This is a genomic window from Xanthomonas sp. NCPPB 3442, from assembly GCF_056725145.1.
On sequence record NZ_CM161514.1, the window covers coordinates 4,866,429 to 4,892,500 of the forward strand.

The 26,072-nt window shown below is 64.2% G+C and carries 15 protein-coding genes and 2 rRNA genes (1 of these 17 only partly in view); 7 read left to right on the top strand and 10 right to left on the bottom strand.

The window, feature by feature from the left end; all coding sequences use genetic code 11:
• Positions 1-47 precede the first annotated feature (47 nt).
• From AC1POX_RS21025 to AC1POX_RS21040, 4 genes are all read left to right on the top strand, one after another.
• Positions 48-1,100, top strand: coding sequence for a LacI family DNA-binding transcriptional regulator (locus AC1POX_RS21025; protein ID WP_209262057.1), 1,053 nt, complete (start codon positions 48-50; stop codon positions 1,098-1,100).
• A 166-nt stretch (positions 1,101-1,266) separates the two neighbouring features.
• Entirely contained in the window at positions 1,267-4,305 is a 3,039-nt protein-coding gene (locus AC1POX_RS21030; RefSeq protein WP_008571911.1) for a TonB-dependent receptor, read from the top strand.
• 316 nt (positions 4,306-4,621) lie between these two features.
• Complete coding sequence (locus AC1POX_RS21035; protein WP_008571912.1) at positions 4,622-7,657, top strand: TonB-dependent receptor domain-containing protein; 3,036 nt, start codon at positions 4,622-4,624, stop codon at positions 7,655-7,657.
• Positions 7,658-7,762: 105 nt separating this feature from the next.
• A complete protein-coding gene (locus tag AC1POX_RS21040) occupies positions 7,763-9,283 on the top strand; it encodes a tryptophan halogenase family protein (protein ID WP_372356567.1) in 1,521 nt (506 codons plus the stop codon).
• A 408-nt stretch (positions 9,284-9,691) separates the two neighbouring features.
• Here AC1POX_RS21040 and pyrF read toward each other — a convergent pair whose 3' ends face one another.
• Positions 9,692-10,423 (bottom strand): orotidine-5'-phosphate decarboxylase, encoded by a 732-nt coding sequence (gene pyrF / locus AC1POX_RS21045; RefSeq protein WP_218197013.1) that lies wholly within the window; start codon positions 10,421-10,423, stop codon positions 9,692-9,694.
• Positions 10,420-11,379 (bottom strand): 5'-nucleotidase, lipoprotein e(P4) family, encoded by a 960-nt coding sequence (locus AC1POX_RS21050; protein WP_039418441.1) that lies wholly within the window; start codon positions 11,377-11,379, stop codon positions 10,420-10,422. Before AC1POX_RS21050 ends, pyrF begins: the two co-directional genes overlap by 4 nt.
• A gap of 331 nt (positions 11,380-11,710) precedes the next feature.
• On the opposite strand from AC1POX_RS21050, the gene AC1POX_RS21055 reads away from it, so the two are divergent.
• The gene (locus AC1POX_RS21055; RefSeq protein ID WP_014091506.1) at positions 11,711-12,379 is read left to right on the top strand and encodes a YceH family protein; all 669 of its coding nucleotides are present in this window, start codon (positions 11,711-11,713) and stop codon (positions 12,377-12,379) included.
• 277 nt (positions 12,380-12,656) lie between these two features.
• On the opposite strand, the gene AC1POX_RS21060 is transcribed toward AC1POX_RS21055, so the two are convergent.
• The 3 genes from AC1POX_RS21060 to AC1POX_RS21070 all read right to left on the bottom strand — a co-directional run bounded on the left by AC1POX_RS21060 (position 12,657) and on the right by AC1POX_RS21070 (position 16,531).
• Complete coding sequence (locus tag AC1POX_RS21060) at positions 12,657-13,691, bottom strand: DUF4272 domain-containing protein (protein ID WP_372356568.1); 1,035 nt, start codon at positions 13,689-13,691, stop codon at positions 12,657-12,659.
• A 51-nt stretch (positions 13,692-13,742) separates the two neighbouring features.
• Positions 13,743-14,279, bottom strand: coding sequence for a GNAT family N-acetyltransferase (locus AC1POX_RS21065; RefSeq protein ID WP_014091508.1), 537 nt, complete (start codon positions 14,277-14,279; stop codon positions 13,743-13,745).
• Between the two features lie 275 nt (positions 14,280-14,554).
• On the bottom strand, positions 14,555-16,531 hold the full coding sequence (locus tag AC1POX_RS21070; RefSeq protein WP_372356569.1) for a UvrD-helicase domain-containing protein: 1,977 nt from the start codon (positions 16,529-16,531) through the stop codon (positions 14,555-14,557).
• A 205-nt stretch (positions 16,532-16,736) separates the two neighbouring features.
• Here AC1POX_RS21070 and AC1POX_RS21075 point away from each other — a divergent pair, with 205 nt between their 5' ends.
• Entirely contained in the window at positions 16,737-17,366 is a 630-nt protein-coding gene (locus tag AC1POX_RS21075; RefSeq protein ID WP_372356570.1) for a thymidine kinase, read from the top strand.
• Positions 17,367-17,793: 427 nt separating this feature from the next.
• On the top strand, positions 17,794-19,038 hold the full coding sequence (locus AC1POX_RS21080) for a GAF domain-containing sensor histidine kinase (RefSeq protein WP_008571921.1): 1,245 nt from the start codon (positions 17,794-17,796) through the stop codon (positions 19,036-19,038).
• 130 nt (positions 19,039-19,168) lie between these two features.
• Here AC1POX_RS21080 and AC1POX_RS21085 read toward each other — a convergent pair whose 3' ends face one another.
• The 5 genes from AC1POX_RS21085 to AC1POX_RS21105 form a co-directional block, all read right to left on the bottom strand.
• Positions 19,169-20,770: an OpgD/OpgG family glucan biosynthesis protein gene (locus tag AC1POX_RS21085; RefSeq protein ID WP_218197015.1), complete on the bottom strand. Its 1,602-nt coding sequence runs from the start codon at positions 20,768-20,770 to the stop codon at positions 19,169-19,171.
• A 68-nt stretch (positions 20,771-20,838) separates the two neighbouring features.
• Entirely contained in the window at positions 20,839-21,816 is a 978-nt protein-coding gene (locus tag AC1POX_RS21090; RefSeq protein ID WP_218535601.1) for a DUF4380 domain-containing protein, read from the bottom strand.
• Positions 21,817-22,511: 695 nt separating this feature from the next.
• Positions 22,512-23,327: a bifunctional DNA-formamidopyrimidine glycosylase/DNA-(apurinic or apyrimidinic site) lyase gene (mutM, locus tag AC1POX_RS21095; protein ID WP_008571924.1), complete on the bottom strand. Its 816-nt coding sequence runs from the start codon at positions 23,325-23,327 to the stop codon at positions 22,512-22,514.
• Between the two features lie 808 nt (positions 23,328-24,135).
• Positions 24,136-24,250 (bottom strand): 5S ribosomal RNA (gene rrf / locus AC1POX_RS21100).
• Between the two features lie 127 nt (positions 24,251-24,377).
• Positions 24,378-26,072: ribosomal RNA gene (locus AC1POX_RS21105) — 23S ribosomal RNA — on the bottom strand; it runs 1,186 nt beyond the window's last position.

The window sequence follows — 26,072 nt, forward strand, 5'->3', positions numbered from 1 at the left end:
CCCCTGGCGCGCGGTGCCACGCGCGTTGACCTGGAGAACGCCACAGCATGAGTCGGCCACGGTCCGAAGGCGGCAGCGTCACCATCAAGGACGTCGCGCGCGAAGCGCAGGTGTCGGTGGCGACGGTCTCGCGCACCATGAACGGGCATCAGCACGTGGCCGAGTCGGTACGCGAGCGGGTCTTGCAGGTGGCGCGTGCGCTCAATTACATCCCGCACCACGCCGCGCGCAGCCTGAGCAGCCGGCGCACCCACACCATCGGGGTGGTACTGCCGGACCTGCATGGCGAGTTCTTTTCCGAATTGATCCGCGGCATCGACCAGGTGGCGCGCGAGCAGGGCTATCACCTGCTGGTGTCCAGCTCGCACGGCGACCCGCAGGCGCAGCGCCGAGCACTGGAGCGCCTGCCCGGGCGCGTGGACGGCGTGGTGGTGATGTCGCCGTCGCTGGGCGATTCGGGCGTGCATGAAGACGCGCTGCCCGGTGGCCTGCCGGCGGTGCTTCTCAACTGCGCCGGCAGCGCCAGCCAGCGCCCGGTGCTCAATGTGGACAACTACGGCGGCGCGCGGGTCATGACCCGGCATCTGCGCGATAGCGGCCACCGCCGCATCGCCTTCATCGCCGGGCCGGACGACAACTTCGATGCGCATGAGCGCCTGCGCGGGTATCGCGACGAACTGGCGCTGGACCCGGCCGCGCAGCCCTGGATCTTGCCCGGCAATTTCGACGAAGAATCCGGTTACCGCGCCGGCCAGGCGCTGGCCCGGGACACGCGGCCCGACGCCGTGTTCGCCGCCAACGACATGATGGCCTTGGGCTGCCTGTTCGCGCTCGGCCACGCCGGGCTCAAGGTGCCGCAGGACATTGCGCTGGCCGGATTCGACGATGTGCCGATGGCGCGCTACGTGCTGCCTGCGCTGACCACGATGCGGGTGGATATCGCCGGCCTGGGCGCGCGCGCGTTGCAGTTGTTGCTGGGCCAGCAGTTGGTCGATGCGCCTGCACCGCCTGCCGACGCTGCACCGCCTGCGTTTTCGCAGATGGTTCCGGAACTGATCGTGCGTGCGTCCAGCGCCGCCCGCGGCACACCGGGCCATTGACGTCTATGCACCCTGTCGCATCTTCACGAATTCTTTACGGTTTCTTATGTTTTTTATAACTCTATCGTTGCCGCTACCGCTGCTCGTTCGTCCTTGAAACAACGCGTCACCCTGCGCCACGCCGACCACGCTGCCGGTACGCGCCTGACCCCTGGGAGGGGAAGTCATGAAGACCTACCGTACCGTCTCCACCCTGCCGGCGCGCAGCCTGCTGTGCTGCGCCCTTGCCGCTTCGTTGCTGGCCGCCAGCCCGGCCATGGCCCAGTCCAGCAATGCCACCCTGCGCGGGCAAGTCGCCGCGTCCCAGGCAGGCACCACGGTGACCGCCACCAATGTCGCCACGGGCACCACGCGACGCGTGGCGACCGGGCCGGACGGCAGCTATGCCCTGGTTGGCCTGCCGCCGGGCACCTACAAGGTGGATGCCGGCCCGGGTACCGAGAAGACGGTGACCTTGTCGGTGGCCTCGTCGGTGAGCCTGAATCTGGGCAGTGGCGGCGAGGCGACGACGCCCGCCGATGGCACCGCCACTACCCTGGACACGGTCAAGGTCACCGCCACCTCGCTGCAGGAGGTCAAGACCTCCGAAGTGGGCACCAATGTGTCGCTCAAGCAGATCAACACGGTGCCGCAGCTGACGCGCAACTTCCTGGAGTTCGCCGACACCGTGCCCGGCATGCAGTTCGAGACCGACCCCAACGGCAACAGCCGCATCCGCGGTGGCGCGCAGGCCAGCTCGGCGGTCAACGTCTACATCGACGGCGTGGGCCAGAAGAGCTATCTGTTCGGCGGCGTCTCCGGCCAGGAGCAGAGCGCGGGCAACCCGTTCCCGCAGCTGGCGATCGGCGAATACAAGGTCATCACCTCCAACTACAAGGCCGAGTTCGACCAGGTGGGGTCGGCGGCGATCGTGGCCTCCACCAAGTCTGGCGGCAACGAGTTCCACGGTGAGATCTTCGGGCGCACCACCAATACCGACTTCCGCGCGCGTCAGGCCGACGAGCGCGCCGGTGCGCCCAATGCCGACGGCAGCAAGCGCCAGACCCACCAGGACGAATACGGCATGGCCTTCAGCGGGCCGATCGTCAAGGACAAGGCGCATTTCTTCGTCAGCTACGAAGGCAAGGGCTTCGAGGTGTCGGCCAACCCGGTCTCGGTGCCGGACAGCTTCAGCGCCCTCAGCGACGACCTGCCGGCCGGCGTGCAGAGCCGCCTGGGTTCGGTCACCCGTCCGTTCAAGGAAGATCTGTACTTCGGCAAGATCGACTGGGACGTGGGCGAGAACGATCGCCTGGAGTTGACCGCCAAGTACCGCGACGAAAAGAGCCGCGACGACGTGGGCGACCGCAACACCGCCATCGCCGGCAAGAACAACCTCAACACCGAAGAGCGCTATGACCTGCGCTGGCAGCATTTCGGCGAACGTTACGTCAACGAGGCGCGTGTCTCCTACGAGGACGTGCTGTTCAACCCCAATGCCTTCACCCTGGGCAACCAGAACATCTATACCCGCGGCGTTGCCGAAGACGATGTGCTGATCCGCGACAACGCCACCAGCGGCCTGGCGATCCAGCGCAAGGGACAGAAAGGCCCGAGCTTCCAGAACGACCTGACCTTCAACAGCATCGACTGGCACGGCAGCCACGTCATCAAGATGGGCGTGAAGTACAAGGAGGTGGAGCTGACCCAGAGCGAAAACTCGACGGTCAATCCTTCGTTCTATTACGCGGTGGCCGATGGCCTGGGAACCTCGGCAATTCCGTACCAGGTGAAGTTCAACCTGCCGTTTGCCGGTGCGGCGCCCTCGGTGACGACCAAGAGCAAGCAGCTGGGCCTGTACATCCAGGACGATTGGGACGTCAACGACAAGCTGCAATTGAACCTGGGCGTGCGCTGGGATGGCGAGAAGATTCCATCCTACCTGGACAACGTGACCCCGCCGGAAGTGGTGGCGGCCTTGAACGGCCCCGGCACCGACCCGACGGTGAGCGCCACCTACGCCGAGCAACTGGCCAAGGGCGGCGTCAACATCAACGACTACATCAGCACCGGCAATAACCGCAAGCAGGACAACAACAACTTCGCGCCGCGCCTGGGCTTTTCTTACGATTTCCGTGGCGACGAATCGCTGGTGTTGTTCGGCGGTGCCGGACGCAGCTACGACCGCAACCTGTTCGACATCCTGGGGCTGGAGCAGGTCAAGTCGGCGCTGGCGCAGTACACGCTCCGCTTCGCCGAGGCCGCGCCCGGCTGCACGCCGGCGCCGGGTACCTGCGTCAACTGGAACCCGGCCTACCTCAGCGACCCGGCAAGCCTCGGCGGTCTGGTCAATTCGGGTGTGCGCAACGGTGAGATCGACCTGCTCAACAACGATCTGAAGACGCCTTATTCCGACCAGTATTCGCTGGGCCTGCGCACGCGGCTGGGCGAGTGGAACACCTCGGCCACGGTGTCCTACATCCACAGCAAGGACGGTCTGATCCTGACCTTGGGCAACCGCTATCCCAATGGCGATTTCTTCCAGAATGGCGGCCAGCCGTGGAACGAGAATCCGCCGGGCTTCGGTTCGCTGCTGATCGGCAATAACGGCGTGGAAACCAAGACCGGACAGCTGCTGCTGTCGGCCGACAAGCCCTATACCCAGGAAAGCGGCTGGGGGCTGACGGCGGCCTACACGTTCTCGCGCGCACGCGGCAACCGCGGCAACGACGAGCGCTACGGGTTCGATGCGGCCACCATCGCCGACTACCCGTTCCTGGATCTGAACGCAGTGCCGCGCCACCGCCTGGTGCTGACCGGCATCTACGATTTGTTCTGGGGCATCAGCGCCTCGGCCAAGCTGACCCTGGCTACGGTGCCGCCGCGCAATGAGGCGGTGTCCTACGACCAGTACGGCGGCCAGCCGTCGGAGAACATCCGCATCGTTTCGGTGGATGCACCGGGCGGCAAGTTCATCGCCGGCGGCGACATCTTCGGCACGCGCCAGCTGGATCTGTCGCTGTCCAAGGACATGCATGTCACCGAGGCGTTGACCGTGCAGGTGCGCGGGGATCTGATCAATGCGCTCAACTTCCGCAACTACGATCAGTACGCCATCGACTGGGGCCAGGACGGCGTCTACAACCCGCGTGCCAGCATCAACCAGTATGGGGCGCTGTCCACCTCGCCGCGGACCCTGTTCCTGAGCGCACGCATCATCTGGTAAGTCGCTAGCACCGCCGCAGTCGCCAGCACAGGGGTGCCGCCTGTGCTGGCCATCGTGCACGGCACGCACCCTGGTGCATCGTTGGTCTTGCATTGCCCGGTGATTGCCACGGCACTGCATTGTCCACGCGTCGCCATTGCCTCACCCGTCTCGACCCGTGCCTGAAGGAGCAAGCACCCGTCACCGCAGACCCTTGTCGTTCTTGCAGCCCTTGCGGCTGCTGTTGCCTGTTGTCCCTGTGTTCCACACCAAAGCACCAACCCAACGCGCCAGTCACTGCACTGCGTCGCGCTTTACCCCTGGGAGGGGGAAAGTCATGAAGAATCACCGCACCGTCTCCACCCTGCCGGCGCGCAGCCTGTTGTGCTGCGCCCTGGCCGCCTCGTTGTTCGCCACCACTCCGGCCATGGCCCAGTCCAGCAACGCCACCTTGCGCGGCCAGGTCGCTTCCGCGCAGAGCGGCAGCGAAGTCGTCGTCACCAACCTCGCCACCGGCTCGGTGCGACGCGCGCCGGTCAATGCGAACGGCAACTACACCATCGTCGGGCTGCAGCCGGGCACCTACAAGGTCGAATCCAACGGCATCAGCCGCACGGTGACCCTGTCGGTGGCCTCCAGCGCCATCGTCGATCTGGGCACCGAGACGGCCGCGGCGCCTGCCGGTGATGCGACCACGCTGGATACGGTGACGGTCAGCGCGCCGATGATTCGCGACGTCAAGACCTCGGAAGTGGGCAACACCATCAGCGCGCGCCAGATCCAGCAGTTGCCGCAGGCCACGCGTAACTTCCTGGAGTTTGCCGATACCGTGCCGGGCATGGTGTTTCAGGTCGATGGCAACGGCAACACCAAGCTGCGCGGCGGTGCATCCAATGCCAGCGCCGGCAATCTGTATATCGACGGCGTAGGCCAGAAGAGCTACGTGCGTAGCGGCGGCGTCGCCGGTCAAAGCGATACGCAGGGCAACCCGTTCCCGCAGCTGGCGATCGGCGAATACAAGGTCATTACCTCCAACTACAAGGCCGAGTACGGCCAGATCAGCGGCGCGGCGATCACCGCGGCCACCAAGTCCGGCACCAACGAATTCCACGGCGAAGCGTTCTATCGCTATACCGATCAGGACCTGCGCGACAAGCGGCCCGACGAAGAAGCCAATGGCAAGATCGACTCGCAGACCAAGGAATACGGCTTCGCACTTGGCGGGCCGATCATCCAGGACCGCATGCATTTCTTCGTTGCCTACGAAGGCAAGGAAAACGTGGCGCCCAAGAGCGTGCAGCCGAGCTCGGAGGCGGCGGCCTTCGTCAGCCAGTTGCCGGCCAACCTGGCCAGCCAATATGGCCCGGCCAACATGCCGTTCGAAGAAGACCTGTTGTTCGGCAAGATCGACTTCGAGCCCACCGATCGCGATCGCATCGAATTGAGCACGATCTACCGCGACGAGACGCAGACTGCCAACGTCGGCGGTACCAACACGCTCGCGCAGGCTACCGACAAGATCAACAAGGACAAGCGCACCAACCTGCGTTGGCAGCACAGTGCCGACAACTGGTTCAACGAAGTCATCGTCGGCACCGAAAATTCGGAGAACAACCCGACCCCGCGCACCCTGGGCAATGGCATCGTCTACACCTATTTCCAGCCACGTGCCGGCTCCACCGATATCGATGAGCGCACGTTCCTCACCACCGGTTCGGCTGGCGGCAAGAACGCGCAGCGCAAGAGCCAGAAAGGCTGGTTCATCCAGAACGATCTGACCTTCACCAGCTTCCAGTGGCATGGCGAACACACCATCAAGATGGGTGTGAACTACAAGGACATCGAGCTCACCTCGCAGGATGCGGCGGCGTTGAATCCGCAGTTCAGCTATCGCGTCAGCAATGGCAGCATTGACTCAACGCCGTACCGCGTGGACTTCATTGCGCCCTACACCACGCCAGGCCAGCGCGCCACGGTGGTCTCGCCGTCCAAGCAGTACGGTATCTATCTGCAGGACGACTGGGCCGCCACCGACAAGTTGATGATCAACATCGGTGTGCGCTGGGATTACGAAGACACCCCGGCCTACACCAACTTCGTCACCTCGCAGGCGTTCGTCGATGCGCTGTATGCCAACGACGCAGAAAATCCCGGCCAGCCGTGGGCAAACCGTCTGCTGCCCAGCGGCATCAACGTGGCCGACTACATCAGCACCGGCAACAACCGCAAGAACTTCAAGGATGCCTGGGCGCCGCGCTTCGGTTTTTCGTATGACATCTTCGGCGACGAAGCCGCCATTGTGCATGGCGGTGCCGCGCGCTCGTACGACCGCAACCTGTTCGAACAGTTGGCGCTGGAAACCAGCAAGGCGGCGCTGTCGCCGGTGGCGGTGTATTTCGAAAACCCGGCCACCGGCACGTGCTATCGCGCCGACCGCACCTGCGTAGCGTTCGACCCGCGCTATCTCAACGGCATCGATCAGCTCAACACCATTCCCGGTGTCGCCGGCAGCGCCGAGCTCTTCATGTTCAACAACAAGCTCAAGACGCCGTACAGCGACCAGTACAGCATCGGTATCACCAACCAGGTGGGCGACTGGCTGACCGATGTGACCTTCCAGCGCATCCTGAGCTACGACGGTTTCGCGATGGGCTTGATCAACCGCTATCCGGATGGCTCCTACTTCCAGAACGGCAACGTGCCGTGGGGCGAGCCGGTGCCGGGCTATCAGAACACCATCCTGGGCAGCAACGGCCTGGAGCAGCGCAACAGCCAGGTGCTGTTGTCGGCCGACAAGCCGTACACCAAGGAATCCGGTTGGGGCCTGACCTTGTCCTACACCCACACCAGCGCGCGCCAGAACCGCAACATCGACGAGCCTTACGGCTTCGATAAGGCCACCATCCGCGGCTATCCGTTCGTGAAGTCCGATGCCGTGGCCGCACATCGCTTTGTCGCTTCCGGTTCGATCGATGGTCCGTGGGGCGTGACCTTCGGTGCCAAGCTGGTGTTGGCCACGCCCGAGCCGATCAACACGATCGCCTGCTTCGGCTTCACCGATCCCGATGGCGCCACCTGCCAGCAGGTCGGCGTCACCCCGCCGGGTAGCGGTAAGTTCCTGGTCGGCGGCGATATCTGGGGCTACCGCACGGTGGACTTCCAGGCCACCAAGGAGTTCACCGTGGCCGGCGACTTCAAGCTCAACGCACGTGTGAACCTGCTCAACGCGTTCAACTTCAAGAACTACAGCGCTTACGCCTACAACGGCTTCGGCAGCAATGGTCAGTTCGCTCCGGACATCGCCATCAACACCAGTGGCGAGATCAACTATGTGCCACGCAGCGTCGTGCTGGAGATCGGCGCCAAGTTCTGATGCGCGCATTGCCACATGCGCCGGCACGGGCATGTGGTATTTCGAACGGGGCCAGCTGGCCCCGTTCGTGTGTCCGTCCGCTGTCTTGCTCAGGAATGCATCGACATGATTCCCGCTCCACTTCGCAACATCGTCATTGTCGGCGGCGGCACCGCCGGCTGGATGGCGGCCGCCGCGTTTGCGCGCGTGCTCGGGCCCACTTTCAAGGTGCAGCTGATCGAGTCCGAACAGCTGGGCACCGTCGGTGTGGGCGAAGCCACCGTGCCGCACATCAAGGCCTTCAACAACCTGCTCGGCATCGAGGAGGCCGAGTTCGTGCGCCAGACCCAGGGCAGCTTCAAACTCGGTATCGAGTTCGTCGACTGGCAACGCCCGGGAACCGCGTACATGCATGGCTTCGGCACCCAGATCGGGCACCCGCTGGGGCTATTGCCGTTTCACCAATACTGGATCAAGCAACACGCACGCGGCAGAGCGCAGCCGTTGGGGGCGTACACGCTCAATACCGTGGCGGCTGCGCGCGGCAAGTTCATGACCTCCGCCGGCGATGTGCCGGCCAACTCGCCGCTGGCCAACATCGCCTACGCGTACCACTTCGATGCCACGCAGTACGCGCACTTTCTGCGCCGGTATTCGCAGCAGCGCGGCGTGACCCGCATCGAAGGGCTGGTCGAGCAGGTGCAGCTGCATCCGGAAAGCGGCCATGTGCAATCGCTGCAGCTGGCGTCCGGACAGACGGTGCACGGCGACTTGTTCATCGATTGCTCCGGCTTCCGTGGGCTTTTGATCGAAGAGGCGCTGCACACCGGCTATCACGACTTCACCCACTGGCTGCCCTGCGATCGCGCGCTGGCAGTGCCCTGCGAAAAGGTGGGCCCGCCCACGCCATACACGCGCTCCACCGCGCGCGCAGCCGGCTGGCAATGGCGCATTCCGCTGCAGCACCGCACCGGCAACGGCTATGTGTACTGCAGCGCGCACATCAGCGACGACGAAGCGGCCGCCACGTTGCTGGCCAATCTGGACGGCAAGCCGCTGGCCGACCCGCGCCCGCTGCGCTTCACCACCGGGCGGCGCAAGCAGTGCTGGAACCGCAATGTCGTCGCACTGGGCCTGGCCAGCGGATTTCTGGAGCCACTGGAATCGACCAGCATCCATCTGATCCAGTCCGGCATTTCCAAGTTGCTGGAGCTGTTTCCGCGCGAGGGCGTCAGCCCGGTGCTGGTGCAGCGCTACAACGACCGGCTGGCATTCGAGTTCGACCGCATCCGCGATTTTCTGCTGCTGCACTACCACGCCACCGAGCGCGACGACAGCGCGTTCTGGCGGCATTGCCGCCACATGCCGATCACCCCGGAGCTGCAGACCACGCTGGACCTGTTCCGCGACAGCGGGCGCTTCTATCGCAATGCCGAAGAAATGTTCGCCGAGATCAGCTGGGTCCAGGTACTGGTGGGCCAGGGCATCCTGCCGCAGGGATATCACCCGCTGGTGGACCAGGTGCCGGATACCGACGCCGAGGGCTTCCTGGCCAGCGTGGCGCAGACCATCAGCCACTGCGTGGACGTGATGCCAAGCCACCAGCAATTCATCGACCGCTATTGCAAGGCGGCTGCGTTACCGTAAGTGCCTTGGTTTGCACTGCGGCTGGAACTGATGCTGAAGGTGGTGGCAGTTGCGCATGACCGATAACGAACGCAGGGATCCAAGCGTGCGCTAACGCCGCGCTTCGCACGTGCGTCCAGGCGATGCATGCTCGCCTGGTGCAGCGGGTAACGCGCGATCTATGCCACCACGCAGCCAGCCACTGATGTCGGTCGCCACGACACGCGAACGTGACGGCAAAAAAAAGGATCGGACACAAGGCCCGATCCCTTCGAAAACCGGGACAAGCCCGGTGGACAATGAGTGGCACAGCTTCCGACTGACATCGGACGCCGGCATGTTAACGAGACTTTCACATTAAAGCAATGCTTTAATTGTTGACGCCTAAACTATTGATTTATTTGGAAGCTGGCCGCTGTTTCGGCCCGATCAGTTTCCGTTCTGCGGCAGTGCCGCGCGGATCTCCGCCTGGATGGCGTCAGCCGCCGCTGCAGGGTCGCTCGCCAGGCGGATCGGGCGGCCAACGACGATCGCGTCGGCGCCGTCGGTAAATGCCTGCGCCACGCCGACCGTGCGTTGCTGGTCGTCGCCGACCGGGCCGCCGGGGCGGATGCCGGGGCAGACGATCGAAAAGTCCGGGCCAGTAGCGCGGCGGATCGGGCCGGCTTCCTGCCCCGAAGCGATCACGCCATCGATCCCGGCGGCCTGCGCAGCCAGCGCGCGTTCCACCACCACGTCCACCGGTTCACGGTCGATGCCCATTGCCGCCAAGTCCAGGCGGCCCATCGACGTCAGTACCGTGACCGCCAGCAGGCGCATGTCGCCGTGATTGGCCTCGGCGGCGGCCTGCAGCATGCCGGCGTGCCAGCCGTGCACCGTGCAATAACTCACCGGCCACTGCGCCAGGCGGCGAATCGTGCCGGCCACGGTGGCGGGAATGTCGAAGAACTTGAGGTCCACGAACACGCGCTTGTCGCGCTTGGCCAGCGCATCGAGCACGCGGAAGTACTCGCCCGATGCCAGCAGCTCCATGCCGATCTTGTAGAACGACACCGAATCGCCGAGCCGGTCCACCCAGGCGATCGCTTCATCGTGGCCGGGCACATCCAGCGCGAAGATCAGCCGCTCATGCGCGGCCAGCGGCAAGGGCGCGCGGCTCATCGGGCCACCTCCAGCGCAGCGCGCTTGGCGTCGTGGCGCTTTTGCCAGGGTTGCGCGTAGTCGTTGTTGAACTGCGCCGGCTCCCAGCCGCCGTAGCTGGGGTTGGGCAGCATCCACCAGCGTTCGCCGAACCAGTCGTGGTACTGCTGCAGCAAGGCGCCACGCGCCTGGCCGGTGTTGGCGGTGACCTGCACGAAGTCGCCCAGCTGGTCGCCGAACTGCATCAGCACGCGGTACTTCTGTCCGGCCAGCTGGCGGCGGCAGTTCTTTTCGCTGCCGTTCTGCTCGCAGCCGGGCACCACCGTGCCCAGGCCGAGAAAGACGCTGTCATCGGCCACCGGCAGGCCCACGCTGCGCAGATTGGCCAAGGTGGCGTCCTTCAGGTGCACCGCGCGGTTGGAAATGTAGATCAGGGTGATGCCGCGGGCATTGGCGGCCTTGGCGAAATCCACCACGCCGGGAATGGCAGTGGCCTTCTTCTCGGCCACCCACTGGTCCCAGCTCAGCTCGTCGTATTCCTTGCCATCGCGCAGCAGCCGCGCCTGGTAGGGCGAGTTGTCAAGCACAGTCTCGTCCACATCCAGCACCACCGCCGGCTTCAGGCCGGTGGCGGCATTGCCGCGTTCCTCCGGCACCAACGCGTCCCAGTTGGATTGCTTGAGTGCAGCGTCCAGTTTGTCGGCCGCAGCGCGATAGGTCTGCTCGGCCACGGCACGGTATTCCTCCGAGCGCTGCATCCACAGCACCGCATTGAGGTTGTCGTCGCCGGCCGGTGCAGTGGTGGACGACGTTGCGGCCTTGCTGGCCGCAGCGCTGGCGTCGGCATCGGCAGTTGCGGTGGCTTCCTGCGCGTGCGGGGCTGGCTGCGTGTCGGCGGGCTTGCAGGCGCCCAGGGCCAGCGCGGTGCAGGCGATGAAGGACAACGGAGCGTAAAGCGAGGGGCGCATGGCATCCACCGGGACAGGGTCGACAATAAAGCGTGCGATTTTAGCCGGTTCGCGCCGTACCGCTCGCGCTGGCCGATGGCGCCGCCATCGAAATGACAGGGGCGCACGGACGACGGTCGCCGCAATACCGGTCGTCCAACCGCGTGGCTGCATCGGTCTTCCACACGATGGCGAATATGTGCCGTGCCCGTTCCTGGATGCCCACGCCCGTTGCCGGCGCACGACGCTGACATGCGCGACACCGTCGATGGCGTCGGCCACCTTGCATCGCGTCGCAGCGGAAGAACGCCGGCAGCGGATCGGCATATCCTTGTGCGCTGATCGCCTCCCGGAGTCATCCATGACAGAGACCTCGCCCCCGCCCGTCCTCGATACCGCCCAGGCCCGCGTGCTGGGATGCCTGATCGAAAAGGAGGCCACCACGCCGGACGCGTACCCGCTCACCGTCAACGCCGCGCAGGTGGCCGCCAACCAGAAAACCGCACGCGAGCCGGTGCTGAATCTGCAGACTGGCGTGGTGCACCACGCGCTGCGCCAGCTGGAAACCCTGGGCCTGGTGCGCCAGCAGTTTTCTTCGCGTGCCGAGCGTTACGAGCACCGCCTGGGCAGCGTGCTGGATCTGACCCGCCAGCAAGTCGCACTGATCGGCCTGCTGCTGTTACGCGGCCCGCAGACGCTGGGCGAGCTGTACGCACGTAGCGAGCGCCTGGCGCGTTTCAACGATGCCGACGACGTGCGCCATCACCTGGAGCGGCTGATCCAGCGCGGCCTGGCCGCACAACTGCCGCGCGCCAGCGGTCAGCGCGAAGACCGTTACATGCATCTGCTCAGCGGCGAGCTGGATGTGGAGGCGCTGCAGGCCGCTGCCGCGCGTGCGGCACCGAGCGCGCGCAGTGGCAGCGACAGCAGCGACCTGGACGCGCGGATGCAGGCGCTGGAAGCAACGGTCGCCGAACTGCAGGAGGCGCTTGCCGCGGTACAGGCGCGGCTGGACGCAGCTGGCGCCTGATCTGTGCGCGGCACCCACCGACGGCCGTAGCGGCAGCGCGGCAGGTGTGCGGCAGCATCGACGTCAGCTGCCTTGGGTGACCCGGCAGTTGCCGGATCGCCCGATACGCACCACGGCACGCAGAGGCATGCGGCATCGCCTGCAAGACCCGCACGGTCTTGTCGCCCGGCCGCACGATGTCAGTGTGTGCGCGTGTTGGATGGATGCACCGGCCAGTCCTGCCGCGTCGGTGCAAGCGCTGCCCGCGCACGAACGTCGGGGTCGGGGCACGCCAGCGTCAGGTCGGCGTGTCCACCTCGTCCCATTCGGCATCTTCGAAGTGCAGTAGCCAATTGAGCGCGTAATGCCGCTCATACACCACGCCCGGCACGATGCCGGCGGGGACCGGCTGACCGGATTGGCCGGCCTGGCGGACCGCCCAGTGCAGGCGCAGGTGGCGGTCCAGCGTGTCCAGCAGCTCGGCGAGCGGGCGTCGCGCCGGCGTCGGGCGCTCGGCGGCTTGTGCGTTGTCCAGCGCGCGCTGTGCAACCAGGGGTACATCGCACAGCGCGTTGGGGTCCGGCAGCGTGTCGGCCAGCCCCAAGGCCCATTGCAGCACGGCCAGGCTTTCGTAACGCCAGCCGAAGTTGGCCAGCGCCTGCGGATCCGGCGCTGGCTGGGCGAAGAAGGCGCGCTCCTGCGGCGACAGCGCATCTGCCACGCCGGGAAGACGCGTCTCCACCTCGTCCAGCGACGGCGGCGTATCGCCAGCGGCCAGGATCTCTGCACGCAGCGCCACCGCAAACAACGCCAGCATGCGTCGACTGACGACTGCCGCATCGCGCACGCGCGCTTCGGCCTCGCCGGGCACCGGCGGCAGGCTGGGCTGCACGCGGATGCCTTGCGCGGCCAGCACGGAAAGTTGCTGCGCGCGCCGCTGCAACGCATCGGGCGGATACGGTACCTGCGCATCGTCGTCGATGGCCGGCTCGCCCTGGCTGATCAGCACCCGCCCCTGCGGGTCGCGCACGCTGCCATCGGCCAGGAAACACACCGCATTGGCGTGCTCGGCCCACTGCGCCAGCGCGCCGAAGTCCGCATCGTCCACCTCGAAGCTGAAGTGCTGCCGCACCCGCTGCACATGCCGCATCAGGTGATAGCGCGCCTGGGTCATCTGGCCATCGCCGGCCTGATTCACATAGCCGACAAAGCCGTGCAGATGCGCGGCCAGTTCCGGGTCGGCGTGGTCGCGACGCTGCACGGCAGCCTGCGGCAGGAAGTCCGGCCACAGGGGCGTGCGCAGCGTGGAATAGGCGTTGACCAACAGTGCCATGCAGGCCTCCCTGTGCGGTGGAAAACAGCCGGCAGGGTGACGCAGCGCTGCTCAGCTGTCCACGCCACCAGGGCCGAGGTCGATCGTGTAGTACGCCACGGCCTCGGTGCCGGGACTCAGCACCCGCAGGCTCTCATAGCGCAGCCCCAGTGCTTCCAGCGCGCGGATCGACTCCGCATTGCCTGGCGAGACGATCGCGCACACCTGCGTCAATCCCAGTACCTGGCGTGCATGCTCCAGCACCGCGCGTCCGGCTTCGGTCACGTAGCCCTTGCCGCGATACGCGGGCAACAGCGCAAAACCGATATGCGGCACCGGCAAGGTCTCGCGGCACAACAGGCCCAAGGTGCCCATGAAGGTGCCTGCCTCGCGCGTTTCCAGCGCCCAGTGCGCGAAACCGTGTTGTTGCTGATGCGCCTGCGCCCATTCGCGCACATGCTCGCGCGCCTGCTCGCGGGTGCGGATACCGCGGTCGTTGATGCCGGCGATGAACGCAGGATCGTTGACCAGCGCCAGCATCGCCTCGGCATCGCGCTCGGGATCGAGCAGACGCAAGCGCACGCGTGCGGTTTCGAGGATGACGGTCACGGCGCACTCCGTTGGCGGGAACCTCAGACTGCCGTGCGGCAGTGGCACTGACAAGACTGACAACTGCACGCATGGCCACGCTGCAGTACCCGCACCTTGCGCACGCGTGCCGCGCAGGGCAGCCGGCCCGGGAGGCTCAGCGTCAGGCACGCCTGGCAACCGATGTGTGCCACGCACTCACCCGCAGTGCCTCCGGCAGGCGCCCAGCGCCGTCTTGCCTGCCAGGCTCACCTGTTGATGCACGTGGCGCAGCTGCTCGCGCGGCTCAGGAGCACTCAGTCGAACAATGCCTGGATCGCGGCCAATCCCGCACTGGCGCGTTCCTTCTTGCGCTCGGCGTCGGCCACCGGGTCGGCACCATCGCGCTGCAGTTCTTCGGCCGGAATCTCATCGAAAAACCGGCTCGGCTTCAGTCGCACATGCTCACCGAACTTGCGCGTCAGCTTGCTGTGACTCATCCACAGCTGCTCCTTGGCGCGGGTGATGCCCACGTACAGCAGGCGGCGCTCTTCCTGCAGATTGCCTTCTTCCAGGCTCACTTCGTGCGGCAGCACGCCGTCCTCGCAGCCGACGATGAAGACATAGCGGAATTCCAGTCCCTTGGACGCATGCATGGTCATCATGCGCACCTGGTTGCCGCCATCGTCCTTGTCGTTGCGCGACAGCAACGCCAACTGCGCAGCCAGATCGCTGGCGCTTGCACCGCGCGGACCACCTTCGAACCACTCGGCCAGCTCGTCCAGATTGCGCTTGCGCCGCTGGAAGCCGGTCTCGTCTTTCGATTGATTGCGCAAGTCGTTGAGCAAACCGGACTTGTCGGCCAGCAGGCGCACCAGCTCGCCGGCCGGCATGCTGGACGAGTGCTCGCGCATGTCGCGCAGGATGTCGGTAAACGCACTCAAACCGTTGGCCGCGCGCGGCGGTAAATGCTGCAAGGCGCCCATCGACTCGGCTGCGCGCGACATCGGTACCGACTTGGCGCTGGCAAGTTCGGCAAGACGCGCCAGCGAGGTCGCACCGACTTCGCGCTTGGGCGACTGCACGGCACGCAAGAACGCCGCGTCGTCATCCGGGTTGACGATCAACCGCAACCACGACAGCAAGTCCTTGACCTCCTGCCGCTCCAGAAACGCGGTACCACCGGTGAGGTGATACGGCACGCGCAACAGCTGCAGCGCTTTTTCCAGCGGCCGCGATTGAAAATTGCCACGGAACAGAATGCAGAAGTCGCTCCACGGCACCTGCTTGGCGGTACCCAGGAACGAGATCTCCGCGGCGACCTTTTCGGCTTCGTGCTCGCTGTCGCGGCATTCCCACACGCGGATGCGCTCGCCGTCGGCCTGGTCGCTCCACAAGGTCTTCAAATGCTCGTGCGGGTTGTGCGCGATCAACGCGTTGGCCGCACGCAGCACACGATTGGAGCAGCGGTAGTTCTGTTCCAGTTTGATGATTTCCAGCGCCGGATAATCGCGCGCCATCTGCTGCAGGTTTTCCGGATTGGCGCCGCGCCAGGCATAGATGCTCTGGTCGTCGTCGCCCACGCAAGTGAAGTTGCCGCGCGGCCCGGCCAGCATCTTCAGCAGCCGGTACTGCGCATCGTTGGTGTCCTGGCACTCGTCCACCAGCAGGTAGCCGATGCGCTCGCGCCAGCCCATCACGATGTCTTCGTTGGCTTCCAGGATCTGCACCGGCAGACGGATCAGGTCGTCGAAGTCCACTGCGTTGAAGGTGGTCAGCCGCGCCTGGTAGCGCTCGTACAAGCCGGCCGCTTCCTTTTCGCGGGTGCTGCGTGCGGCCGCCATCGCCTGCTCCGGCGACAGGCCGGCATTCTTGGCGCGCGAGATCAGGTTCTTGGCATCTTCGATCGCATCGGGCTTGGCGCCATGCATCAGGTCCTTGATCTGCGCGGCGGCATCGTCCGAATCGAAGATCGAAAAGCCGCGCTTCAAACCGGCGGCGGCGTGCTCGATCTGCAGGAACTTCAGGCCCAGTGCGTGGAAGGTGCAGATCGTCAGGCCCTCGGCACCGTCGCCGCGAATGCGCTTGGCCACACGCTCGCGCATTTCCTTGGCGGATTTGTTGGTGAAGGTGATCGCGGCGATCCGCTTGGCCGGATAGCGGCCGATGGCGATCAGATGCGCGATCTTTTCCACGATCACGCGCGTCTTGCCGCTGCCGGCGCCGGCCAGCACCAACAGGGGACCTTCGCAGTGCAGCACGGCGGCGCTTTGCGGGGGATTGAGACCGTACATAGAGGCTTCCGACAGAGCGCGCCATTGTACCGGGGCTGCCCACGGCTGGCCGACGCGATGGATTCATGTCTCCAGTGCGGCTAGCCCTGCCCACAACCGGAGGCTGCTCCCACACGCTCGACGGCAGGCGTCAACCCCGCCCGACCGCGCCAGCGCAGCACACACAGGCGCCGCATCCTGCTGCCTGGCCCGGTAAAATCGCCCGATGGCCAAGCTCTATTTCTACTATTCGGCGATGAATGCCGGCAAGACCACCACCTTGCTGCAATCGGCGCACAACTACCGCGAGCGCGGCATGCGCACGCTGATCCTCACGCCCAAGCTCGACCACCGCGCCGGCAGCGGCGTGGTCGCCTCGCGGATCGGCTTGCGCGCGGACGGGCGTATCTTCGAGCGCGACACCGAGTTGCAGCAGCTGGTCGAACGCGACATCCACAACGACGGCGCGTTGCATTGCGTGCTGGTGGACGAAGCGCAATTCCTCAGCCGCGCGCAGGTCTGGCAGTTGAGCGAGGTGGTCGACCGGCTGCGGATTCCGGTGCTGTGTTACGGCTTGCGTACCGATTTTCGTGGCGAGTTGTTCGAGGGCAGCCAGTTCCTGCTGGCCTGGGCCGACGAGCTGGAAGAAATCAAGACCATCTGCCACAGCGGCAGCAAGGCCACCATGACCGTCCGCGTGGATGCACACGGGCACGCGGTGCAGGACGGCCCGCAGGTGGAAATCGGCGGCAACGAGCGCTATGTGTCGGTCAGCCGGACCGAGTTCAAGAAGATCATGCGTGGCGAAGGCCGCATCGATCCGCTCCAGATCGCCTTGCCGCTGCCCGTCGCCTAGCGCCGGGGCCTGGTAACGCACCCGCGGCCATCCGCGCTGCCGTGGTGCATCCAGGACAGCACTGCCCCGGAGCAGGGTTCGCGCGCATCCTCGTTTGCGCTGCGGTATCGCGCTGGAAGCAGGGGCTTGCACATCGCCGTTGGCCGTTCGCCAGCACAAACGCTCACCGCCGCACTGGCGCCAGCCGCTACATCCACACGTCAGCACACGGTGCGGCACCGCGTTCGTCGACAGCCAGCCGCGACCGCCGGCCACGCTCTATACGCTTTTCAGGCGCTGCTAAACCCGTGCGGGCATGCGGTCACGCCGGCGTCGCGGGCGCCATCAGACAGGCGTATCGTGGCGGCTGTGAGACAGCGGCGCACCACACAACCGGGCGCAACCGCGGTCCTGTAAACTGGCAAGCGTCCACTCTTTGGAGGCACTCATGGATCCACTGCCTCCCGCATTGCGCGCCGATATCGCGCGTGTCGGCCGGCTCTCCTCGGTCGCCGACGTGTTGAGCGTGCTCACCCGCCTGACCGGGATGGGATTTGCCGCCGTCGCCCGCGTCACCGACGCGCGCTGGATCACCTGCCAGGTGCACGATGCACTGTCCTTTGGCCTGCGTCCGGGCGACGAACTTCCGCTGGCCACCACGTTTTGCGACAGCGTACGGGTGAAAGGCAATGCGGTGTGGTTCGGGCACGCATCGGATGACCCGGTCTACCGCGATCATCCCTCGCCGCGGCTCTACGGCTTCGAAAGCTACGTCTCGGTGCCGATCAGGTTCGACGATGGCAGCGTGTTCGGCACCTTGTGCGCGCTGGATCCGCAGCCGCGCGTCATGGACGCACCGCTGGTGGAAAAGGTCGAACTGCTCGCACAGTTGCTGGCCGCACAGATCCAGGCCGAGCAACGCGCCGAAGAAAGCGCGCTGGAATCGCGGCGCGCCCGCAGCGAACTGGGCCGTGTTGGCGCCTCGGCGCGCTTGCGCGAAGAATTCATCGGCATTCTCGGGCACGACCTGCGCAACCCATTGCAGTCCATGCATGCGGTGGTGGATATGCTGTCCATCGACCAACTCGACCATCGCTACGGCAGCTCCATCCGCTCGCTGCAGCGTAGCCTGCGGCGCATGGAAGAACTGATCGATTTCGCCTGCGATTTCGCTCGCGGCATCGAACTCGATTGGTTGCAGCTGGACTACGGCGACGGGAGCGACCTGCTCGATGCACTCTCCCAGGTCGTGGACGAAACCCGCGCCGCCTACCCCAACCAGGTGCTGTCCACGCATGTGGCCATCGACGAGCCGGTGCACGGCGATGCGATTCGGCTGGCGCAGATGTTCGGCAGCCTGATGATCAACGCCGTCGTGCAAGGGCCGCAAAGTTCGCTGATCAAGGCGGTCGCGGTCACCGAACATGGCCGGCTACGCATCGAAGTCTGCAATCTGGATGGGATCGATCCACGGCGGCTGGATGTGCTGCACGCTTCCACCCATGTGCATACCGGCGGACGTGCGCTACCGGATGTCGATCTGGGCCTGCATATGGCAGCGCAGATCGCAAAGGCCCATCAAGGCGAATTACGCATCATCAGCGGCAAGGACGGCACCTGCTTCCGCGTGGAGCTGGCCTGCACACGTCCGCGCGGACGACTGCACCTGGTCGGCACCTCGGCGCCGGCCTGAGTGCCTCACGCAGCGACGATCGTCCGCAAACACGTCCGCCAACAGATGGCGCTCCAACCGCATGCTGCATGCCGCAGCTGGCTCCCCGATGCCCGCAACAAGCGTCGCCGGCCGCCCCGCCCGGCGCTTCTCAGTAAATCTTGCGCTCGCTCGGCGGCGGCGGCGTCCACTGGTACAACCAGGTTTCGGTGAGCGGTTTGCCATTGGCGCGCAGATACAGGCGGATATCGATCTGCTGGGTGCCCTCGTCCGGCGGCACCAGGTCGAACATCGCCCGATAGCCCTTGAGCTCGTGCAGCGGGCGCGCCGACACGATTTCAGTGGTGCCGCGCGACACCTGCAACACCGCCTCCACCTTGGCCTTTGGGTCCTTTGCCAGCGCGGCCAGTTCGCCACCGGCAAAATCCACCGCAAAGCGCCAGGAGAAATGGCTGCGTTTTTGCCCGACGACGCCGCCGAGGCCGGTTCGGGTCGCCACGCAATGCGCCAACGGCGAGCTGGCCGGCGGCTGCGCGCCCCAGTACAGCCGGTAGCCCATCAGCAGTTCCTGCCCCGGCTGCGGCTTGGCTTGCGGGTTCCAGAACGCCACGATGTTGTCGAAGGTCTCGTCCACGGTCGGAATCTCGACCAGCTGCACCGAGCCCTTGCCCCAACCACTCTTGGGTTCCACCCACAGGCACGGGCGCTTTTCGTAAAACACGCCATCGTCCTGGTAATGGTCGAAGTTGCGGTCGCGCTGCAGCAGCCCGAACCCACGCGGGTTCTCGTCGACGAACATGTTGAAACGCAGATGCGGCGGGTTGCATAACGGGCGCCAGATCCATTCGCCGCCGCCGGTCCACATCGCCAGGCCATCGGTGTCGTGAATTTCCGGACGCCAATCCCAGTCCATCCGGTTATCGTTTTCGCCGACCTGGTACATGCTGGTGCACGGGCCGATACCCAGCCGCTCGATCGCCTTGCGTGGGTACAGCGCGCTGTCGATATCCATCAGCAGCACATCGCCATTGGTGATGGCGAAGCGGTACGCGCCGGCAACGCTGGGCGAATCCAGCAAGCCGTACACCACCACCGTGTCCGAATCGTCGGCCGGCTGCTCCAGGTAATAGGCAATGAAATCCGGAAACTCTTCCGGCCCGCCGGTACCGGTATCGATGGCCAGCCCGCGTGCCGACTGCCCATACTGGCCTTCCTTGCCGACCGCACGGAAATAGCTTGCACCCAGGAATGCCGAAAAGTCGCGGTCGGTGTCCTTGCGTGTGTTGAGCCGGAAACCGGCAAAGCCCAGGTCCTTCGGCAATTGCTTGCCGCCCAGCCCGCTGCGGCCGTAATCGAATGCCGCCGGGTCGTAGGCCAGTTGCTGTGCCTTGCCATCGACGATGTCGTAAATGTGCACCGGGGTATGGAAATACAGTCCCAGGTGGAAGAACTTGGCCTGGAATTTGCCGTTGCCATCAGCCCACAACGCGTGGTCCTGGCGATAGCGGATGGACTGATATTGATCCCAGTTCAGCGCCTCAAGCGGCCCCGGCAATACCTGCTTGTGGCTTTTGTAAGGCGCCTTCGCCAGCGCGCGCGCCTGCCCTTTCAACCAGGCGTAGTCGAAGGGTTGCGGTTGCCCGAGTCGACGCAGGCCAACGGCCTTGGCCGCCAGCGCCCACTGCGGCAACGTCGGCAAACCGAGCGCGGCCAATGCGGCAGCAGCATTCTTCAGGAAGTGGCGTCGTTGCATGCGCATCGATCTGGTCAGGGAATGGGCGACATCATAGCCACAGCCCGGCATCGACGTGAATTCGCATCTCAGCGAGGCGCAGGCGGCGCATCGCACGCATTGGCCAGCGCCAGCGCGTTGGCCTGGCTGCAAAGGAACCGCCGCTGCGCCTGTTCCTCATCCGGCCCGCTATAGCGCAGCAGCGTCCACTGCTCCTGTGCCTGCATTTGCGCACCTGGCGCAAGCTGCCGATACGGCGCGTGCACCTCCATTTCCAGCAATCCCTGTTCCGGATGCCGGGGTGGCGCATCCAGATACAACTCCACCTGGCCTTGCTCGGGATGGATCGCCGACAGCGGTTGATGCGCGAAGCGAATCACCAAGACCTGCCCGCCTGCGAACCCGGCCATCCATCCTGCCGACGGCTGCAGCAATAGCTTGCCGCGCTGGATCAATTGGTCTGGACGCGTATCGGCGCGCAGCGCGAGCAGGCCGCGCTCATGCTGATAGCGCGGCGCAATCGTGCCGGGCTCGCGCGGCGGCTGCAGCCGGATATCCGCAGCAGCGGCAACGGGCACAAACACCCGCGTCGTTGCCGCAACCCGCGTATTGAACCAAAGATCCCAGGCAATTGGCTGCGCGCGGATATTGCGTGCGCTGGCCTGGATGTCGACGGTATCCGCACGCGCTGCAGAACGTTTGATCTGCTTGCGCAATTGCACCCCGGTCAGCGGGCTGGGCACCCCTTCAAATTCCACCACGTCATGACGACGCATGCTGACGCGCGTCTGCGCCAGGGACAGATACGGATCCGGCGGCCACACCGCGGCTGCCGCCTGACGCTCGTGGTTGAGCTGCTGGTGCAACCACCACTGACTCTGCGGCCCGACCCACACATCATGGCCGAAATAGGGAATATCCCCCGCAGTGGCCGACACCTCGGGCGCAGGCTGTTGCTCCACTGCCGCACCGACCTTCAACACGTTGGGCTGGCCGCGCAGATGGAACGACAGCACGCGCCCGCCAAATGCTGGCGTGACGCTCAGCTCTATCGCGTTGGTCTTCAACTGGAGGCGCTCTACGGCAGCTGCCGCGCTCGAAGAGGGCGTCATCGCGCCGGTCGACGGCATGGCTACCAGCGCACATGCACCGATAAGGATCAGAGGAATGACAAGCTGTCGCGAGCTGGACATACAGCGCTTCCACATGAGGACTTCACGATTGTGGCCCGCCGCCTACCTGGACACCAGGACACCGCTGCTCGCGGCTGCTTGCTGTACCTCCGCTGCGGCTCAGGTGCGATGTCGCACTATGTTTGCCTGGAGAACTGGCCACGTTGGGCGCTGAGCACTCTCGACGGACTCGAGCAGAAGAGGGTTTCCGTGCGGTCGGCACCTGCGCCCGGACATGCATGCAGGTTGGAGCGCACGCCCGATGCCGGTATCCAGAGCGAGCGTAACGATCGCGAGGATTCTTGCAGCTAGCTGGCCGCTTTACGGGTGCGGTACAGCGATCGATTCAGTAGTCTCGGGCGCCCCGACCGCATGCGCCGCAACCAGCCAGTGCATGCCGAAAACTACGGTGCCCAAGAGAGCCGCGTCGACCGTCACAGCATTGCGCAGAGCAGACGCGTGTCGCACGCCCGCAGTCGAGCCATATGGAGAGTTGATCGGAGTCGCTTTGTTGTGACTTGCGCGGCAACGATGGTGACACGATCGCGCGGGTGCCAGTGCTCAAACACCGCGTCGGCGCGATATCGCGCTTATCGCTGACAGCTCCCGCACCACACCGTGGCGCGTTGACCAATCGTCGCGTGCTTCAGCACCCGCCCGCACTGCTTGCAGGCCTCGCCTTCGCGCCCGTACACAGAGAGTTCCTGCTCGAAATAGCCAGGCGCACCATCCGGGCTGATGAAGTCGCGCAAGGTAGTCCCGCCGCGTTGGATGGCATACGCCAGGATGTCCTTCACTGCGTCAGCCAGACGCCGATACCGCGCCAGCGACACTTTTCCCGCCTCGCGCAGCGGACTGATTCCCGCCCGATGCAGGCTTTCGGCAGCGTAGATATTTCCAACCCCGACAACCACGGCCTGATCCATCAAAAAGGTTTTGACGGCGGCACGCCGCCCTTGTGCCAGCGCGTGGAGATAATCGCCAGTAAATGCGTCCGATAATGGTTCTGGACCAAGCGCAGCGAGCAACTCATGGGTTTGTGTGCCGGATTGCCACAGCAGGCAGCCAAAGCGACGTGGATCGTTGAAGCGCAGCACGCGCCCGTTCTGCAGACTGATATCCACATGGTCATGCGCCCGCGGCAGGGTGTCGCCTGGCAGCACCCGCAGACTTCCGGACATCCCCAGATGCAACAGCGCGCTGCCGCCCGCATCTGTATCGATCAACAGATATTTCGCGCGTCGGCGCACGTTGGTAATGGTAGCGCCGGGGAGCAAGCGCTCGATCTGCTCGGGAATCGGCCAGCGCAAATCGGGCCGACGCAGGATCACGCCATGGATCCGCTGCCCAACCAGATGCGGCGACAGGCCACGCAACGTCGTTTCGACCTCGGGCAACTCGGGCATCAGCGCATCCAACAAGCGCCGGTCACATACCGGCAAGGCAGCTAATGGGGTCGAAACACTCAAATGCAATCAATGCGACGCTGCCGGCGTGCCATCGCTGGTCTATCCCTGCCTTGCCCGCCTGATAGAAGCGCTACTTCCACGTCATACCGTGAACTGAAGATATCGGATCACGATTCGTTTCGACGTGACCTGCTGATCTTTCGCAGCGGCGGCCCTTGCGTTTCTGGCTCGCATCTACGCGTTCTTCGACTGCACCGCGTGGAGCCGATCAATGGCGCAGCGATGTAATGCTGAGCCCTGCGTTGGCGATCCAGTTTCTGGGACTGGATATGTGAAACATCTGCCTCGCATCTTGTCTCACCAAGGATGTGGGGCCCATCACTGATGCCGTGATCGATCCGCTCCAGGCCGTTCTTTAGTATCGAGGATATGCGCACTAGGACGTCGGCCGAGCGAGGCTGTCATGGGCGATGTCTGTTATCGGCTCCAGCGAGTGCCGGACCGTGCATCTGGCATCGGCCAGGCAGGTTTTTTGGCCAACAGATGGATCGCGCCCTTTTCTCCAAGAGATGAGCGCGTGGCGTGTGTGGCGAGGCTTGGTGCCAGCGTCCTGACGGGCTACCGGCTCCGGCGGTACTGCACGCACAGCACGACATCGGTACCGGTCGGCAAGCGGCGCAGATGCGCCAGCGCCTTGCGCGGTAACGCGGGGCGGATGCAAGGCGCGTTTGCGCGCGGCGCTATGCAGCGCTTGCGCAAAAAAGAAACCCTCAGTCCGTTTGGACTGAGGGTTTCGGGGTAAAGCCCCTGGCGATGACCTACTCTCGCATGGCTTGAGCCACACTACCATCGGCGCAGCTGCGTTTCACTTCCGAGTTCGGGATGGGATCGGGTGGTTCCACAGCGCTAATTTCACCAGGGAGACGGTTGGAGCGTCGCCATCCAAGAAACGGATTAAGGCGCCCAGTCTCGCAGAGTTAACTTGTGACGTAGCTTGCATTTGATGATCTACCAACGTTCGTTGGGACCAAGGCAACTTGAGGTTATATGGTCAAGCCGCACGGATCATTAGTATCAGTTAGCTCAATACATTGCTGTACTTACACACCTGACCTATCAACCACGTAGTCTACATGGTTCCTTTAGGGGGCTTGTGCCCCGGGAAGTCTCATCTTGAGGCGCGCTTCCCGCTTAGATGCTTTCAGCGGTTATCGCTTCCGAACATAGCTACCCGGCAATGCCACTGGCGTGACAACCGGAACACCAGAGGTTCGTCCACTCCGGTCCTCTCGTACTAGGAGCAGCCCCTCTCAAACTTCCAACGCCCATGGCAGATAGGGACCGAACTGTCTCACGACGTTCTGAACCCAGCTCGCGTACCACTTTAAATGGCGAACAGCCATACCCTTGGGACCGACTACAGCCCCAGGATGTGATGAGCCGACATCGAGGTGCCAAACACCGCCGTCGATATGAACTCTTGGGCGGTATCAGCCTGTTATCCCCGGAGTACCTTTTATCCGTTGAGCGATGGCCCTTCCATACAGAACCACCGGATCACTAAGACCTACTTTCGTACCTGCTTGATCCGTCGATCTTGCAGTCAAGCACGCTTATGCCTTTGCACACAGTGCGCGATGTCCGACCGCGCTGAGCGTACCTTCGTGCTCCTCCGTTACTCTTTAGGAGGAGACCGCCCCAGTCAAACTACCCACCATACACGGTCCCTGATCCGGATAACGGACCTAGGTTAGAACGTCAAGCACGACAGGGTGGTATTTCAAGGATGGCTCCACTGCAGCTAGCGCCACAGTTTCATAGCCTCCCACCTATCCTACACAGACGAACTCAACGTTCAGTGTAAAGCTATAGTAAAGGTTCACGGGGTCTTTCCGTCTTGCCACGGGAACGCTGCATCTTCACAGCAATTTCAATTTCACTGAGTCTCGGGTGGAGACAGCGCCGCTGTCGTTACGCCATTCGTGCAGGTCGGAACTTACCCGACAAGGAATTTCGCTACCTTAGGACCGTTATAGTTACGGCCGCCGTTTACTGGGGCTTCGATCAAGAGCTTCGCCTTGCGGCTGACCCCATCAATTAACCTTCCAGCACCGGGCAGGCGTCACACCCTATACGTCCACTTTCGTGTTTGCAGAGTGCTGTGTTTTTGATAAACAGTCGCAGCGGCCTGGTTTCTGCGACCCTCTTCAGCTATAGCTCGCACGAGCCACCAAAAAGGGTGCACCTTCTCCCGAAGTTACGGTGCCATGTTGCCTAGTTCCTTCACCCGAGTTCTCTCAAGCGCCTGAGAATTCTCATCCTACCCACCTGTGTCGGTTTACGGTACGGTCTTCGTGAGCTGAAGCTTAGGAGCTTTTCCTGGAAGCGTGGTATCAGTGACTTCGCCATAAAGGCTCGTCTCGGTGCTCGGTCTTAAAGGATCCCGGATTTGCCAAAGATCCAAACCTACCGCCTTTCCCCGGGACAACCAACGCCCGGTACACCTAACCTTCTCCGTCCCTCCATCGCACTCACGCGAGGTGCAGGAATATTAACCTGCTTCCCATCGACTACGGCTTTCGCCCTCGCCTTAGGGACCGACTAACCCTGCGTCGATTAACGTTGCGCAAGGAAACCTTGGGCTTTCGGCGTGCGGGCTTTTCACCCGCATTATCGTTACTCATGTCAGCATTCGCACTTCCGATACCTCCAGCAGACTTCTCAATCCACCTTCGCAGGCTT

Coding starts and splice junctions, on each gene's coding strand:
- AC1POX_RS21070 (WP_372356569.1), bottom strand. CDS start 16,531: ATGTACGGTCTCAATCCCCCGCAAAGCGCCGCCGTGCTGCACTGCGAA.
- AC1POX_RS21085 (WP_218197015.1), bottom strand. CDS start 20,770: ATGCAACGACGCCACTTCCTGAAGAATGCTGCTGCCGCATTGGCCGCG.
- AC1POX_RS21030 (WP_008571911.1), top strand. CDS start 1,267: ATGAAGACCTACCGTACCGTCTCCACCCTGCCGGCGCGCAGCCTGCTG.
- pyrF (WP_218197013.1), bottom strand. CDS start 10,423: ATGAGCCGCGCGCCCTTGCCGCTGGCCGCGCATGAGCGGCTGATCTTC.
- AC1POX_RS21075 (WP_372356570.1), top strand. CDS start 16,737: ATGGCCAAGCTCTATTTCTACTATTCGGCGATGAATGCCGGCAAGACC.
- AC1POX_RS21055 (WP_014091506.1), top strand. CDS start 11,711: ATGACAGAGACCTCGCCCCCGCCCGTCCTCGATACCGCCCAGGCCCGC.
- AC1POX_RS21080 (WP_008571921.1), top strand. CDS start 17,794: ATGGATCCACTGCCTCCCGCATTGCGCGCCGATATCGCGCGTGTCGGC.
- AC1POX_RS21035 (WP_008571912.1), top strand. CDS start 4,622: ATGAAGAATCACCGCACCGTCTCCACCCTGCCGGCGCGCAGCCTGTTG.
- AC1POX_RS21040 (WP_372356567.1), top strand. CDS start 7,763: ATGATTCCCGCTCCACTTCGCAACATCGTCATTGTCGGCGGCGGCACC.
- AC1POX_RS21025 (WP_209262057.1), top strand. CDS start 48: ATGAGTCGGCCACGGTCCGAAGGCGGCAGCGTCACCATCAAGGACGTC.
- AC1POX_RS21060 (WP_372356568.1), bottom strand. CDS start 13,691: ATGGCACTGTTGGTCAACGCCTATTCCACGCTGCGCACGCCCCTGTGG.
- mutM (WP_008571924.1), bottom strand. CDS start 23,327: ATGCCCGAGTTGCCCGAGGTCGAAACGACGTTGCGTGGCCTGTCGCCG.